The following is a 15527-nucleotide window of genomic DNA, read 5'->3' as shown; positions in this document are numbered from 1 at the left end:
CTCAGGCCTCCAGTGACAGCCGGCGGAACGGGTTGACCACCTCGCCCTTGCCAAAAGGCATGCTGCCCGGCCCGCCCGCCCGCGCAATCATTGGCGTGAGCAGCAACTTCTGCGGCCATTTCGGCGCCTCGAACAGCTGGCGCTTGATCATCGCCCGCGCCTCGTCGTCGAAGTCGATGGTTTCGATCAACTCATCCAGCACTTCCCGCAGCGCCAGCCACAGGCCGGTTACCGGCATCGAGTAGACCTGCGCCAGGGTGTCCATGATGGCGCGCATGTTGACCTGGATGCCCAGGGTCTGCAGCCAGAACAACAAATCCTCCGGACGCTCGTGGTACAGGGTGTTGGCGTGGCCCTTCTTGATGCGATACACCGGGTCCTGCATGCCGTTGCGCTCCAGCCATGGCACGAAGATGCGCAGCGAGTCGTGGTCGCGCAGCAGCAGGCCGTCGGCATGGCCGTCTTTCCAGACCAGCACCGCGTTCTGGCCGTGGACTTCACCCAGCATGCCCAGGCGGAACATGCGCAGGTTGATGTCGAAGAAGCTGCGGGCCAGTTCGCGGAACAGGGTCATGACCGACCCGGCGTCCGCCGGCAGGTTGCGGTATTGCATCCAGTCATCGAAGAAATGCCGGTTGCTGCCCGGCAACGGCGTACCCAACGCAGCCATGGGCAGCAGGCGGGTGTCGGCGTCGGCGAGCAACGCGCCGGGGTAACCCCGGACCATGGCCGACAAGTGCCGCGGCGCTTCATCGAACAGCGTCGCCTGGGGCGGCATGAAAGCCCACCACTTGCCTTCGTCGCACAGGTGCAGCGACTGGCGCAGGGTTGCGTCCTTTTCCAGCACTTCGTGGAGCAACGCTTCGCTCAGGCCACCGTTGATCATCTTGACCGCGGGCAGGTAACGGGACGCGCCCAGGGAATGGATCGCCATGGGCAGCTTGAGGTAGTCGGCGCTGTCGAAGCACGGTGTCATGGAGCGCAGGGACGAGGTGGCGAAGAACTCGCCGTCATTGAACGCCAGGCGCTGGCAATCGCCCCTGGCGAACGCGTCCGCCAACTGCGCGTCGAGCACATGCTCCCATTGCCACGGGTGGACCGGCAGCGCGATATGGCTGTCGGCCAGGCCACGCTGGTGCATTTCCTGTTCGAGCCGGGCTTGCAGGTCCTGGGGCAGCAGATAGCGGGCCGGGTAGCACTGCGCCAGGTCACCCACGCCTTCGCCGCATTGCAACAAGGTGCGCTCCACCGCCACCCAGTTCAGGGCCACCGGCCGGGCGAATTCGGCCTGGTAACGCCGGTATTCGTCATCGTTCAAGCCCTGCTTGGCCTTCGCCAACGGGTGGTATGGACGGTCCCGCAGCGACGCCCATTGCTCCATGGTCCGGAAAAAGGTCGCAGGGGTTTGGGCCATCAGGTCTTGCTCGTCGACGCCGTGGGCCAAGGACAACGCGGTCTGGGTGACGCTGGTGTGCAAGACGTCGAGGAACAACGCCAGCCCCTTGTCGTTGTCCTGGAAGCGCTCGGTCATGGCGCCGAACACGCGCTTCATGAAGTCCTCCGCAGACAGCACGGTCCATTGCTCATCCTGGCGCGCCAGCACTGGCGTACCCGTGACTTTCTCCCACTGCTGGGTAATGCCGGGGCGCAGGGCGATGCTGATGAAACGTTGCTCGGCCGGGTCGCAGCACCATTCCCAGATGCGCTGCCCAGGGGCTGATTCACCCAATACGGGAGCCTTTGGGTGAGCGCCCTGCCAGTCGGCGACGCTGACCAACGGCAACGGATCGCTGCCAAAGAAGTCTTCGGCCAACAGGCAGTCCACCAGGTCCTGCATGACGATGTCGGCGGCTTGGCCCAGGGCCTGTGAAGTCAGGGTAGTCATCTTGATTCATTGTCCTTGTGAAGAAAGTGTGGCCAAGCGGCCCTGGAGGGCGCGGAACGCAATCCCGCGTTCGTCGCCCAGCACAAAAGTGGTCACCCCGCGCTCACGCCAGCGGGCGTGGTCCTCGGGTTGGCGGGGAATCGCGCAATACGGCACGCCGGCTTCACGCGCGGCCTGCCAGGTGTCCAGCAGGGCCTGTTGCACGGCAGGCGTGTTGATCTGCCACGGCGTTCCCAGGGACTGGGACAGGTCGGCCGCGCCTTCGAGGATCATGTCCAATCCGGGCACCGCAGCGATTTCGGCCGCCCGTCGTGCGCCTTCGGCGCTCTCGATCATCGCCACCAGCATGATCTGCTCGTTGGCCAGGCCCACGTATTCAGCGAGGCTACGTTTGCCAAACGAGCCGGGACGCCCGGCGTTCAGGCTACGTCGACCCAACGGGTGGTATTTGCAGGCGGCAATGGCGTCGGCCAGTTGCTCCGGGCTTTCGATCATCGGCAGGACGATGCCTTGGGCGCCGCCGTCCAGCAGGCGCAACAGCGTCTTGGGGTTCAGGTCCGCCACCCGCACCAACGGCGTGATGGCATAGGCCTCGGCCATGCGGATCATGTGCTCCACCGTTTCCGGATTGATCAGCACGTGCTCCATGTCGATGATCACGAAGTCGTAGCCGGCCTCGGCGATCAGTTCGATTGCCGAAGCCGACGGGATCGAACTGATCAGGCCATGGGCCGCCTGCCCTGCGCTGAGCTTGAGCTTCAGTTGATTGGTTCTCAGCATGTCTGCGGCCTGAACGCGTGCAGCGGATTGGGCACCGACTTGAAGCGCCGCTCGCCATCGCCCAGCAGGCGACGCTTGGTGAGTTCCTCCACTTCATAGGAAGGCGCGAACACGTCGAACAAGGCAAAACGCTCGCGGTGTTGCGGGTGCGCAGCCTGGTAGGCGGTGATCACATCAGCGGTCATCTGCCAGAAACGGCCTTCGTCCAGCTGATAGTGCTGGCGCAGGAAGATCGCCATTTCCGCCAGGCAGATGAAGAAGAAACAGTCGCAGGAGAAATCGCGCACCGCATTGACGTCATCGGTGAGGATGAACGAGTTGCGATTCAGCCGCGCATGGCTGGCGGGCAACGGCACCAGGGTCGGGCACAACTGCGGACGTGCCAGGTGGGCCGGCGAATAGCGCACGCCGTCGTGGAAGTCCTTCAAGGCAATGCGTTGCGGCCAGCCATCCTTGACGATCAGCACGATGTTCTGGCCGTGGGACTCCATGCCGATGCCTTCGGCGTAGAGCATGTGGATGATTGGCGGCACCGTGACTTCCAGCAGCCGTTGGGTCCAGGCTTGCAAGCCGTACTGGGCGATCCAGGCATCGATGAACGGCACCTGCTCGCCCAGGCTGTAGCGGTTTTCCACGTGGCTCAAGCCATTGAATGGCACGGCCTGTTCATCAGGCTTGAGGTAAGCGTGAATGCTTTCGCGCCAGATCGCCCCGAGGCTGCCGTAGGCTTGTGCGGCGCGCGAGGCAGGCAGGTGGTCGTAGCTGAAACTGACCCCAGCCACTTCACCGAGAATAACGAAATCCAGGGCACGGGCCGTGCTGTCGGTGGCAATCAATTGCTGCAACCAGTCAGTGATGATCGGACCGTTCATCACCGTGTGGCGCGCCAGGATCCGCGTGCTGGAGGTATTGGTCATGTTCATCGCCAGCTTCACATAGGGACGCTGGGGCTGACGGGCGTTGGCCAGCGTGCGGATCGATTGCTGGGCCTTGTAGTGGTCGTCCGAGACGCCCAGGTAAATCAGCTCTGCGCTGATCAGTTCCGGGTAGAACGTCGGGACGATGGTGTTTTCCCATTGCCACGGGTGCACCGGGATCAGCCAGTAATCGTCCGGCGACTGGCCACGGCTTGCGAGAAGGCTCGCCAGTTGCTCGACGCGATTCTCCCCCGCTTCCTGGCGGATGAAAGCTGCAAAATCCATCGTCCGAGAGTGGTTCATCGCCCCGCAGGACTTCGCCACGGCCAGCCAGACAATCGCGATGGAGCTGGCGAATTCCGGGCCGTACTTGACGTTGTCCTGCAGGTCGAAGCCGATGCGCGACTTGTAGCACGGGTGGTAACTGTGGGCGTCCATGAAATGCTGTTCGAGCGCGTCGACGTCCAGCCGATGGGCCGCATGGGGCGCACGATAGTTTTGGCTGCGGGCCTGCAAATCCTTGAGGTGGGTCTGTTCCAGCTCCTGGATGAAGCGCGGCAGGTGGGCGCTGCCTTCGAAGTCGCCGAGCAGTTCGGCCAAAGCCTGGTGCAGGTTCGGCGCCTGGGCGTGGCCTGCATCATCCACCCGCTCAAGGCTGGCGTGATCGAGGCGGATCAGGTCGAAGCTGGTGCTGCGCAGGCCATTGCAGCGGTATTGCACCGGTTGCCGATGGGCGTCGACGCCTTGCACGACGAAGCGATACCTGTCGCCTTCCAACGGTTGGCACTGGTACGCCAATACGTCTTCGTAGAGCAATGTCTGCAACAACTGGCCCACCACCCGCTGCTGGACGCGCAGGCCCACATGGGCGTCGACCGTCGCCAACCAGGCGCCCGGCCCATTGGGGATGTTCGACACAGGGGCTTGTTCAAAAATCGTCATGGGAATTCCTTATCGATTAACGTTGTTCGAGGGCCGCCGATGGCGCGACGGCCACCCGTTCGGTCATGGGGAAACGCCAGGCACAGGGCAAGGCCAGCAGGATCAGGGCGCCGGTAGCGAGGAACACTTCACGGATGGCGTCTGAGGCGAGTGACACCGAGCCGGTGTCGACGGCCATGCGCATTTCCAGCCAGAGCGAGGCGATCACGATGGCCAGCGACGACACCAGCCGCCGGGAAATGTTGTTCATGGCCGCGCCCTGGGTGACCATCGGCTCGGGCAAGGCATTGAGCCCGGCCGTGGTCACCGGCATGTAGGAAAGCCCCAGGCCGGCGCCGCGCACCATCATCAAGACAAACACCGTGGCGATGCTCGCCTGCGTGGTCAGCATGCCCAGGGCCAGGGTCGCCAGGCCGGTCAACAGCATGCCCAGCGACACCACGATGCGCGGCCCGTGACGATCCAACAGCGTGCCGCCCCACTGGCCGAACAGGCTGGCGAACACCGCGGTACACAGCAGCGCCAGCCCGGTCCAGACCGCACCGTAGCCCAGCACCATCTGCACCAGCAGCGGCACCAGCACCAGACACTCGAACATCCCCACCGATTGCACTACGGCGATGAGTACGCTCAAGCGATAGCCACGCAGGTTGAAAATACGCAGGTTGAGCAGCGGCTCCGGACGGCTCAACTCCACCCGCACAAAGGCCACCAGGCACAGCACGCCGGCCATCAGCATGGCCATGTTGAGTGGATCGACCAGGCCGTCGGCACGGTGCAGGCGACTGGTGGCAACCATCAACAAACCAATGCCCGAGGCGATCAGCAGATAGCCGGCAAAATCGAAGGGCTTGCGCTCGGGGGCTGGCGACGCCGGCAGCACAGCAAGGCCCATGACCAACGCCAGCAAGCCGATGGGCACGTTGCTCAGGAACAGCGCGCGCCAGCTGAACCACTCCAGCAACAGGCTGCCACACAAGGGCCCGACCGCCGGCGCGAGCATGACCACCGCGCCCCACAACCCCGTCACCCGACCGCGCTCATCCTTGGCGTACACCGAGAAGATGATCGCCAGCGACAGTGGAATCATCAGGCCGCTGGCGATCCCCTGGATCACCCGCGCGGCAATCACCCAGGCAATGGAGTCGGCCAGCGCACCCATCAGCGAACCACCGATGAATATCGCCACGCCCCACAGGTACAAACGCTTGCGACCAATGCGCTGGCTGAGGAAGCTGGTCAGCGGCATGGTCATGCCCATCGCGGTCATGAACCCCGCGACAATCCAGGTCGCCATCAGCGGGCCGATGGCGAACGCCGTCATGAACGCCGGTAGCGCCGGGTTGAGGGAGCTGTTGTTGAGGCTCACCGTGACCGTACCCAACATCACGTTGACCACCACCCAATGGCGCGGCACCTTCACAGCGCCACTCCAGATGACGTCGCGCTGACAAAGTGCTGCACCGGGCGCGGATGGCACAGAAAGTCCGCGTGGGAGATGTTGTAGCCATAGGCGCCGGCCATGGGCAGGACCAGCAGGTCACCCACCTCGACACCCTTGAGTGGGCGACCACGACTCAGCACATCCTTGGGTGTGCAGAGCTGGCCGACGACGGTCCAGGCCTTGGCCGTTTCCGGTTGCGGCTTGCGCCGGCGTGGCAGGTGCATGACCGGATGATCGTGGCTCTGGGCCGCCGGCAGGCGGAACTGGTGGGTGCCGCCACGGCAGATGAGGAAGTGTTCGCCGTGGCTGGTCTTGGTGTCCAACACCTCGATCACGTAGTAGCCACAGAACGCGCTGATGAAGCGCCCCGGTTCGAAGCGCACCACCGGCGGTTGTTCATGGGCCGCCAGCGACTGGCCCAGGTGGCGGCACAGGCGCTGCCAGTCGAACCGTCGTTCGCTGAGGTAATCGACCCCGATTCCACCGCCGACATTCAAGTGCGTCGGTTGCTCGGCGCCCGTCGCCAGGGCTTTCCATTCGTGCCAGCGTTGCAGGTAGAAATCCAGCAACTGTTCGTGGCGCTCCACCGAGTTTTGGTGGGACATCGCGTGAACATGGAAGCCCTTGAGGCTCAGGTGGCTGAACGCTTGCACCCGCCGCACCGCTTCGGGCAGCTCCGATTCGTCGAGGCCGAACGGCGTCGCGGTGCCAGCCATCGCCAGTTTGCTCGACAGCGTGGACGGCAACTGCGGGTTGATGCGGATGAACACCGGCTGCACCCGACCGGCCTGCTGCGCCAGACGCTGCAAGCGGTCGATTTCGTTGAGGCTTTCCACGTGGATCGCTTCAACCTGGTTCGCCAGGGCAAGCCGCAGGTCGGAGTCGAGTTTGCCAGGGCCGGAAAATACGTAGGGCTTGGGCGTCGGACAGGCCACGACCCGGTCGATTTCACCCCCCGAGGAAATCTCGAAACCGCTGACCAAAGGCGCCAGTGCCTCAAGCATCGGCGCTTCGCTGTTGGCCTTGATCGCGTAATACAACTCCACGCCCGACGGCAGCGCCGCCATGACTTCGCCGACGTGGCGGGTCAGTGCGTCCAGGTCGTAGACAAACAGCGCCAACGGGTCTTCGCTGTGACGACGAGCGCCCTCGATGGCGGCCATCACGGTGGCGGGCAGATTAGGCATAACGCGCCTCCTCGCTCCAAGGTGCCCGCAGGCTGACGTAGCCGGCCTGGCGATCGGCCTGGGCGGCCAGGCGCACTTTCAGATTGGTCTTGCAAGGAATCGACTCGCCCGCAATCAGCGCATCCAACTCCGGCGCAGGTCGCACCAGTTCCTCGCGAATGCTGCGCAACTGCTGGTGGACCTGTTGCCACATCAGCGGCGCCAGGTGCGGGCGTTCCCAGCTCAGGGCCAGCACCGCCTCGGACAGGTTGTTGATCAGCAGGCAGTAGCTGATGCGACTCCAGCCTTGCGCGCGGCTGTAGAGCAACGACTGGCGCACGCGGGGATGCAGGCCAACGTCGATGCCGGCCATGCCCAGTTCGTCGGTGAGCTTGACCCCTTCGAAATCGCGCAACAGCAGTTGCCGGGGCTGGCCGTTGTCGTGGATCAGCACGCTGTTTTGCAGGTGCGGCTCCATGACCACGCCGTGATTGAAGAACAGCGCCAGCACCGGCCGCAGCAGCAGCGCCTGGTAGCGGGCGAACCAGACCAGCAACTGCTGATCGCCCAGCGGTCCGCCGTTGAAGCCCTGGAGAAACTCATGGACCAGCGGCTGGGAATGAATGTCTCGGGCGAAAAGCGTTCCGGCCATCACGCTGACGTCCGCCCCGGCGCGGCGGCAGAAATTCTCCCGCAGGATCGCCCCGGTCTGCTCGCGGAACCAGTGGCTGTCGGTTTCGCTGGCGTGTTTCGGCGCCCAGCTCAACGAACCGGGTTCGGCCACCGTGGACAAGCCACCCAGGGTTTGCGGCTGGGTCTGTTGCAGGCGCTGGAACAGCTGGTCGATGATCAAGGTGCTTTCCAGCTCATACCAGGCGTTCTTGCGCACGCAGTTGGTGATGCGCACGTTCAACGAACCCTTGATGAAGTAATCATGGTCCTCGATGTACCAGGTGCGCATGGACGCCGTCGGGCTCGCGAGCGGGCCGGTGGTGCCCAGGTCTCGCAGCTCACCCAGTTCCAGCAACTGTTGCACCCGTCGATCCTGCACGAACAGCTGCGCCTGGACCGGATGCAGGCAGATGATCGCCCGCCCCGGCCCGGCGCGACGCTGGTCGGCGAACCCGGCCAGTACTTGCTCTTCGGTCAGGCCATTGGCGGAAATGCGCAGCCCCTCGCGCGGCACTTCGAACAGGTGCAGCGCCGTGCGGGCCTGGAATTCCGGGGCATAGGTTTCCTGGGCCAGGTGGGCCGGCCAGAGCCGTGCCTTGGGCGCCGGGTGATTGGGATGACCGAACCACAGGCCCTGCTCGCTGGCCAGGTAGTTGCTCAAGGGCGCAGGGCCATCGCCTTCCATGTTGTGGGCGACGATGGCAGCGGTGAGGGACTGGCTTTGCAGCACCTGGTCGAGCAGTTCGTCGTTGCTGGCGCGGGTCATGTGTTCGCAGGCCGCGAGCAGTTGCGCGACGAACTCGGGAAACGCCAGGTTGCTCCAGGGTTCGACACCCTGGCGCGCATAGACATCGGACAGGTAGCGATGGCTACCCAGCCGATCGCGACGGTCCACCATCACGAAGAACTGTTGCCCGTTGGGTAGGCTGATAGTCAGCGGGATACCCTTGCATTGCAGCCCTTCGAGGTAACTTCCAGGCGCGATACCGTTCATGTTCTGCGGCCAGTGATAATCCAGGCAGTTCTCAGGCAAGGCGAACTCTTTGATCAAACAGTTGAGCAAGGCACGGGTACTGGCCAACTCACTGACGCGATGGGATAAAACGGTACGATCAGGATATTGCATAGTTGCTCCTCGTAACCGGCGGGTTACGGATGACTTCATGTCTGGGCATGTTCAAACAACTTTTAGCGAACAATAACTGCCCGTCTTCCCATATTCGGGAAAATGTCTGGTGTGTTATCAAATACTTAAGGCTATCGAACTTACGTTGGAAATTAACCGCGCTCTTGCAAGAGCGCTGCTATCAGCGCCTTTTCAAAACGCTCGATAGCCAGTGCACATTGTTCGTCATTGATGATCAGAGGCGGCAGTAACCGGATGACGTTGCCCTGGCGCCCTCCTCGTTCAAGTAGCAATCCCTGGTCGAAACATTGTTTCTGGATGGCGACGGCCAGGGTCGGATCTCCAGGGAAGCTGTTCAGGTGATCCGGCGCCTGGCGCTCATCAACGATCTCGATGCCGAGCATCAACCCACGGCCGCGTACCTGCCCCAGCGCGGGGAAACGCTGCTGCAATTGCAGCAGTTGCATCTTCAGCCATTGGCCGCGGCGTTCCGCCTGGGCGGGCAGGTCCTGTTGCTGCAACGCATTGAGGGTCGCCAGGCCCGTGGCCATCGCCATCTGGTTACCGCGGAACGTCCCGGTGTGGGCGCCCGGCTGCCAGGCGTCGAACTGGCGCTTGATCCCCAGCAATGCCAGGGGCAGCCCGCCGCCCACGGCCTTGGACATGACGATGATGTCTGGCTCGATCCCCGCGTGTTCGAAGGCAAACATCTTGCCCGTGCGACCGAAACCGGCCTGGACTTCATCGATGATCAACAGGATGCCGTGCTGCTGGGTGACCTCGCGGATACGCCGCAGCCATGGGGTCGGCGCGCAATTGACACCCCCCTCGCCCTGCACGGCCTCGAGAATCACGGCGGCCGGCAAGGACACGCCGCTTTCAACGTCCTCGATGAACTGGGTGAAGTAATGGGTCAGCGCTTCGAGACCGGCCTCGCCGCCAATGCCCAGCGGGCAGCGGTATTCATGGGGGTACGGCATGAATTGCACGCCCGGCATCAACGACGCCACGGCATCTTTCGGCCCGGTGTTGCCGGTCACCGCCAGGGCGCCGTGGGTCATGCCGTGGTAGCCACCGCTGAAGCTGATGATGTGACTGCGCCCCGTGACGGTCTTGGCCAGCTTGAGCGCGGCTTCCACCGCATCCGCACCGGACGGCCCGCAGAATTGCAGGCAATAGTCACGGCCCTGCCCCGGTAACAGGCTCAGCAGCTTTTCACTGAAGGCGTCCTTCTGCGGCGTGGTGAGGTCCAGGGTATGCATCGGCATGCCCGAGGCCATGAAGCGATCGATGCTGGCGACAATGTCTGGGTGATTGTGGCCCAAGGCCAGGGTACCGGCGCCGGCCAGGCAGTCCAGGTAGCTCTTGCCTTCCACATCCGTCACCCACACGCCATGGGCCTTGGCAATGGCCAGGGGCAACTTGCGTGGGTAGCTGCGAACGTTGGATTCGAACCGGCCCTGGCGTGTCAGATAGTGAGCATTGTCGTTGTGCAAGGAGTCGCTGCGCAAAACACTTTCATTCAACATGAGTATCAACCCTGATAAGTCCCGACATGCAAATTATTATCATTTACAAATTACTGCAACAAGTAATCGCAAATAAAAATTAATTCTTTTCAGCGCGGTGATTCACTAACTAACGCGCAGGAAAAATCCTCCGAAAGAACAGCGGATAAATAAAAATGCACATATAAGAAAGAGGCGATTTGCTATCAGCCAAAGATGACATTAACGGCAAGTTTTTATTTCGATTCAGTTACCTCGGCAATCTCAGATTAATATCAACTAATATTAAAACGACATAATTTTGGAGAAGCTCCATCCTTGGAGCGGTGCCTCTTCCTAGAAATCTACGGTGGCCGACAGCACATAGGTGCGCGGTGTCGACAGGGTCAAGCCAGGCTCACTGTCATCCGAGGCACCGGCCGAGCTCCAGTAGCGTTTGTCCGCCACGTTCTCGACGTTGGCGCGCAGGGTGATGTTCTTTTCATCGACCTTGAAGCCGTAGCGTGCCCCCACGTCCATGCGCACCCAGGAATCGATTTCCTTGGTGTTGGACTGGTCCAGGTATTGCGAGCTGGAATAGATACCGCGGCTGGTCAGGGTCAAGCCCTGGACAGTCGGCACGTCCCACTCGGCGCCCAGGTTGACGTTGTATTTCGGCGTGGCAGGTGCGCGGTTGCCGTCGAACGTGCCGTTGGTGGTGCTGGTCAGTTCGCTGTCGATGTACATCACGCCGCCGAGCAGGCGGGTGCCCTTGACGGGTTCACCAAACACGCTCAACTCCACCCCAGTGTTCTCACGCTTGCCGTTCGGACCGAAGATAAGGGTCGTGGCGTCGGTCGCGTAGGCCGGCTGCTTGATGCGGAACACCGCAGCGGTTAACGCGAACGGGCCCGCATCGTACTTGGCACCGACCTCGACCTGACGACTGATGAACGGTGGGAAAATCTCGTCCTCGTTTCTCGAGGTCGACGGCGCGATCTTGCCCTGGCTCAGGCCTTCCATGTAGTTGGCATACAGCGACAGCTTGTCGGTGGCCTTGAACAGGATGCCGCCGGACGGCGAGACCTTTTCTTCGTCGTAGGCGGTCTTGCCCTTGACGCCATCCGACCAGTCGTCAACCTCTACCCGCTGCCAGCGAGCGCCCAGGGTCAGCAGAAGACGGTCTTCGAAAAAACCCAATGTGTCCGACAACGCCACGCCGCTGAAATGGTTCTCGGTATAGACCTTTGGGTCGGAACGCAAGATGCTGCTCGGCGTCGGCGTTTGCACCGGGTCATATAGGTTGCTGTTGGTCTGTCCGTAGCGGGCGCCGCCATTGGTAAAGTCCATGTAGAAATAGCTGGCGGCCAGGTTGACCTCGTGACTCACCGGGCCGGTATGGAACCAGTTGCGCACTCCCACGTTGGCCGTCCGGACACTTTCATCCCGGGTGAAGTCACGGGGCTGCACACGAAAATCACCCGCCGCATTGAGCACCGAAACAGCATGGCGGAGGAACTCATGCTCACTTTCTCGCGCCCCGACGCCGCCATACAGCATGACGGAATCGCTTACGTCGTATTCGGCATTCACCGTACCAAACGTGTCCTTGGTGCGCGCCTTGCTCCACGACTGCGCATAGTTGTGGCGGACATCACTGGCATGGGGAACCGGCGCGGCAGCAGCTACCTGCACGCGCTCCTGCGGCGCATCGGTATCACGCTCGGTGCGACCGATGTCCGTCGACAGCCGCAGGCGTTCGCCACGAAAGTCCAGGCCCAGCACGGCCATCTCACGGTCCACGCTCTGGTGATCCCACTCGGTGTCACCGGACTGTTTCACGCCGTTGAAACGAAGACCGAACTTGTTGTCTTCACCAAAGCGCCGGCCCACATCCACGGCCCCGCCGATCTGGTTCTCCGAAGCGTAGCTGCCAGTGAACGAGGTGATGGGCTTGTCGGTGGCGCGCTTGGGCACCACGTTGATTCCACCCCCCACACTGCCCCGTGGCGAAATACCATTGATCAGCTGGCTCGGCCCCTTGAGGATGTCGACGCGATCAGCCATTTCCATGTCGATCGTGTAGGTCGGCAGGACGCCGTAGAGACCGTTGTAGGAAACGTCACTGTTGAACAGACTGAAACCACGGATGGTGAACTGCTCATAACGCCCGCCCGCCGGGTTGGTGGAGCGCACGGACGGGTCGCTGGCGATCAGGTCGCCGAGGGTACGGGCCTGCTGGTTCTTGACCGCCTCGCTGGTGTAGGTGGTCATGCTGAACGGCGTTTCCATGAAGTCCCGCGACCCCAGCAGGCCTTGCGAACCTTTACGAGCAACCTGGCCGCCGGCGTAGGCCTCGCCCTGCGTGTCGCTCGCGGCGCCATAAATCGAGGTGGGCGCCAGTTGCAGGCTGGCACCTTCGGGTGCCGGAGTCAGGATGTAGGCCTGCTCACCCACGGGCTGCAATTGCAGACCCGAACCCTGCAACAGCCGGGCGAAGCCCTCCTCCACACCATACTCGCCAGAAAGGCCGGCGCTGTTGTGGCCGTTCACCAGGGCTGGGTCTACCGACAGGTTGACACCCGCCAACCCTGCAAAGCGGGTCAGCGCTGTACTCAGGCTACCGGCGGGCACCTGGTAGCTGCGCCGGGCCGCTTCCTCGGCATGGCTGGATGTGATGAAGAAAGGGCTGGCGCTCAGGCTCAGCAGAAGACTCAGGTTCAACAGCGGACGCCAGCCGGCAAGGGCCGGGCGCAAGCGCAACGGTACTACTGTATGCATTTGCAAATCACTCTCATTTTTGTTCAGTTGCCTTGAATGACAAGCGAGACAAAAAAAGGGGACAGGCTTCAGGCAATATTTTTGCGAAGCGTGAGGGTGACCCAATAACGGGTGCGGGCTTGTACATCCAGCGGCAGGCTGGCCGAGAGCAGCATGAGGATCCGGTCGGTGTTTTCCAGGCGGAAACTGCCCGTCACGCGCAACGTTTCCAGCGTTTGCTCCCAGTGCAACACGCCTGGGCGATAACGGCCCAGCTCACGAAGAAAAACACCAAGGGGTTGGTTCTGCGCCACGAGCACGCCGTCACGCCAGCCCGGCTGCGCCACATCAAAGGTGCTGATGGTCCCCGCGCCTGAAGCCTGGAAGTTGACCTGCTCGCCCTCCTCCAACGTCACCAAAGGCCCTTGTAGCGGCTGCAACCGTACCGACCCACTGACCACCGACACCCGGCAATCACGCTCATTCAAGCGCACGCAGACTTCGCCACGGCTGAGCGTGATGAGCCCGTAGGGTGCCTGGATGACCAGTGGCGCGGCGCCCGTGACCTTGAGGGCCATTTCGCCGCGCAGCAGCACCAGGCGCCGCGCCTTGAGGTCCAGGTCCAAGGCGCTGTCGGTGTTTAACTGCAACGAATTGCCATCGGCCAGCGACCACCGCCGTTGCTCTCCGGTGGCGGTATGCAGGTCGGCGCGCCAGATCTCCAGCGGCAACTCTCGCCCCAGCCACCAGGCGGTCGGCAGCAACGCCGCGACACCCAACGCACGCTTGAGCACTGCACGCCGGCTCATCGGCGGGCGGTCCAGGGTCGCCATGCCCAGGGACGCCGGGACGTTGGCGAAGCGTTGACGCAGCCGCTGGGCCTTTTGCCAGGCGGCTTCGTGCAGGGCATTGCTGTCCCGCCAGTTCTGCAAGGCCGTGCTGTCGAAGTCATCCCCATAGCACTCCATCATCGCCAGCCAGCGGGCCGCCGCACGGGCAACTTCCCGGGCTTCGGGCGACGGGGCCGGGCGAATCAAAAGTCCACCAACAGGCAATGCTCATACGCCTGGGCCATGTAGCGCTTGACGGTGCGCTCGGACACCTGCAGGCGCTCGCCGATCTCCCGGTAGCCCAGGCCTTCGAGCTGGCTCCATAAGAAAGCCCGCCGCACCACGGGCGGCAGGCCATCGAGCAGTTCATCCAGGGCTTGAAGAGTTTCCAGCAACAACCAACGCTCCTCCGGCGACGGCACGCAGGTTTCCGGCAGGCTCGCCAGGGCATCGAGATAAGCTTGTTCAAGGTTGCGCCGGGTGTAGAAATTGCTCAGCAGGCGCTTGCCGACCGTCAACAGGTAGGCGCGGGGTTCATGCAGTTCAGCCGGCGTCTGGGCGCTGGACAGCACCCGCAGGAAGGTGTCCTGGCGCAGGTCTGCCGCATCCCAGGCATTGCCCATGCGCCGCCGCAACCAGCCTTCCAGCCAACTGCCGTGGTCACGGTATAACGCATGGAGGGAGTGCTTCGTCGGCGTCGCTGCGTCAAACATGTCAAGAAGCCCTGCGCAAGGAATGTCTTAAATGAGACTGATTCTAATTAATGTTATCAGGCTAATCCAAGTGCTTTGTGCAGGAGATTGTGTAAATACGCAGGAGACCCAGGGTTGTAGGGGTCTTTGACAGGGTTCGAGACGGGGGCTGCTGCGCGTCAGGCGTCTGGTCGACCCTGCGCGAGCGAGCGCCCTCGCCCCGAACGTTGCTATCAGTGGCTGGCGTGCAGGGGCTTCGCCGCCTCGGGCATCGCCGAGGAATGATGGTTGATGATCTTCCACTGTCCGTCGAGACGCTCGTAGAGGAAGGTGTAGCGCGCCTGGACCTCACGCTTGGAACCGTCGGCATTGGTCAGGGTGAAGGTGTAGACCCCGCTGTCCATCGCCGCGTCAGCGCCCAGGTGACGGATCTCGCGGTAATTGATCTGGCCGACCGGCTTGCCCGCCATGAAGTGCTCGAAGTAATCCTGGATCTGTGCCGGCGTGCTGCGCACTTTGTTGGAAACAGTAGGTTGCAAAACGGCATCCGGGGCATAGAGGCTCGTCACGGCGCTCGCGCTGCCGGTTTGCAGGGCCGCGTTCCAGCGATCGAACAGCCCGGCGATCTCGCGGTCATTCACATTGCTCGGCTGTTCGGCCACGGTGCGGTACACGTAGGGCGTGGCGTCAGCCGCGTGGACAAACGGCGCGGCCAGCAGGAAAAAAGCAGCCAGGGCACAGGTTTTCATTTTCATCGGAGCGTTCCTTTGGGTTTCAATGCCTGCACTTTGCCGGCCCACGCGGCGTGCGCCATCGGCCAACCGGT

Annotated in this window: 11 protein-coding genes; all 11 read right to left on the bottom strand. The window is 62.6% G+C overall.

From position 1 onward, the window contains the following. Position 1: 1 nt before the first annotated feature. Entirely contained in the window at positions 2-1885 is a 1884-nt protein-coding gene (locus ACODSJ_RS04800) for an IucA/IucC family protein (protein ID WP_489100636.1), read from the bottom strand. 6 nt (positions 1886-1891) lie between these two features. After that, a complete protein-coding gene (locus ACODSJ_RS04795) occupies positions 1892-2665 on the bottom strand; it encodes an HpcH/HpaI aldolase family protein (protein ID WP_489100635.1) in 774 nt (257 codons plus the stop codon). Beyond that, entirely contained in the window at positions 2659-4524 is a 1866-nt protein-coding gene (locus tag ACODSJ_RS04790) for an IucA/IucC family protein (RefSeq protein WP_489100634.1), read from the bottom strand. The genes ACODSJ_RS04795 and ACODSJ_RS04790 overlap by 7 nt, the downstream gene beginning before the upstream one ends. 16 nt (positions 4525-4540) lie before the next feature. Then, positions 4541-5911, bottom strand: coding sequence for a DHA2 family efflux MFS transporter permease subunit (locus ACODSJ_RS04785; protein WP_489100746.1), 1371 nt, complete (start codon positions 5909-5911; stop codon positions 4541-4543). Positions 5912-5943: 32 nt separating this feature from the next. Continuing rightward, positions 5944-7155 carry a type III PLP-dependent enzyme gene (locus ACODSJ_RS04780; RefSeq protein WP_489100633.1) on the bottom strand — a complete coding sequence of 404 codons (1212 nt, stop codon included), beginning with the start codon at positions 7153-7155 and terminating at the stop codon, positions 5944-5946. Further along, positions 7148-8932 carry an IucA/IucC family protein gene (locus ACODSJ_RS04775; protein ID WP_489100632.1) on the bottom strand — a complete coding sequence of 595 codons (1785 nt, stop codon included), beginning with the start codon at positions 8930-8932 and terminating at the stop codon, positions 7148-7150. Before ACODSJ_RS04775 ends, ACODSJ_RS04780 begins: the two co-directional genes overlap by 8 nt. Positions 8933-9084: 152 nt before the next feature. After that, entirely contained in the window at positions 9085-10461 is a 1377-nt protein-coding gene (locus tag ACODSJ_RS04770) for a diaminobutyrate--2-oxoglutarate transaminase (RefSeq protein ID WP_489100631.1), read from the bottom strand. A gap of 315 nt (positions 10462-10776) precedes the next feature. After that, positions 10777-13200 (bottom strand): TonB-dependent siderophore receptor, encoded by a 2424-nt coding sequence (locus ACODSJ_RS04765; protein ID WP_489100630.1) that lies wholly within the window; start codon positions 13198-13200, stop codon positions 10777-10779. A 68-nt stretch (positions 13201-13268) separates the two neighbouring features. After that, positions 13269-14213, bottom strand: coding sequence for a FecR family protein (locus tag ACODSJ_RS04760; RefSeq protein WP_489100745.1), 945 nt, complete (start codon positions 14211-14213; stop codon positions 13269-13271). Continuing rightward, a complete protein-coding gene (locus tag ACODSJ_RS04755) occupies positions 14213-14722 on the bottom strand; it encodes a sigma-70 family RNA polymerase sigma factor (RefSeq protein WP_489100629.1) in 510 nt (169 codons plus the stop codon). Before ACODSJ_RS04755 ends, ACODSJ_RS04760 begins: the two co-directional genes overlap by 1 nt. A gap of 212 nt (positions 14723-14934) precedes the next feature. Beyond that, positions 14935-15456 (bottom strand): SgcJ/EcaC family oxidoreductase, encoded by a 522-nt coding sequence (locus ACODSJ_RS04750; protein ID WP_489100628.1) that lies wholly within the window; start codon positions 15454-15456, stop codon positions 14935-14937. Between the last annotated feature and the right edge of the window lie 71 nt (positions 15457-15527).

Source organism: Pseudomonas sp. FG6 (genome assembly GCF_057809015.1).
The sequence above is the reverse complement of the archived record's forward strand: the minus strand, read 5'-3'. Positions and strand labels throughout refer to the sequence as shown.

Coding starts and splice junctions, on each gene's coding strand:
- ACODSJ_RS04800 (WP_489100636.1), bottom strand. CDS start 1,885: ATGACTACCCTGACTTCACAGGCCCTGGGCCAAGCCGCCGACATCGTC.
- ACODSJ_RS04795 (WP_489100635.1), bottom strand. CDS start 2,665: ATGCTGAGAACCAATCAACTGAAGCTCAAGCTCAGCGCAGGGCAGGCG.
- ACODSJ_RS04790 (WP_489100634.1), bottom strand. CDS start 4,524: ATGACGATTTTTGAACAAGCCCCTGTGTCGAACATCCCCAATGGGCCG.
- ACODSJ_RS04785 (WP_489100746.1), bottom strand. CDS start 5,911: ATGTTGGGTACGGTCACGGTGAGCCTCAACAACAGCTCCCTCAACCCG.
- ACODSJ_RS04780 (WP_489100633.1), bottom strand. CDS start 7,155: ATGCCTAATCTGCCCGCCACCGTGATGGCCGCCATCGAGGGCGCTCGT.
- ACODSJ_RS04775 (WP_489100632.1), bottom strand. CDS start 8,932: ATGCAATATCCTGATCGTACCGTTTTATCCCATCGCGTCAGTGAGTTG.
- ACODSJ_RS04770 (WP_489100631.1), bottom strand. CDS start 10,461: ATGTTGAATGAAAGTGTTTTGCGCAGCGACTCCTTGCACAACGACAAT.
- ACODSJ_RS04765 (WP_489100630.1), bottom strand. CDS start 13,200: ATGCATACAGTAGTACCGTTGCGCTTGCGCCCGGCCCTTGCCGGCTGG.
- ACODSJ_RS04755 (WP_489100629.1), bottom strand. CDS start 14,722: ATGTTTGACGCAGCGACGCCGACGAAGCACTCCCTCCATGCGTTATAC.
- ACODSJ_RS04750 (WP_489100628.1), bottom strand. CDS start 15,456: ATGAAAATGAAAACCTGTGCCCTGGCTGCTTTTTTCCTGCTGGCCGCG.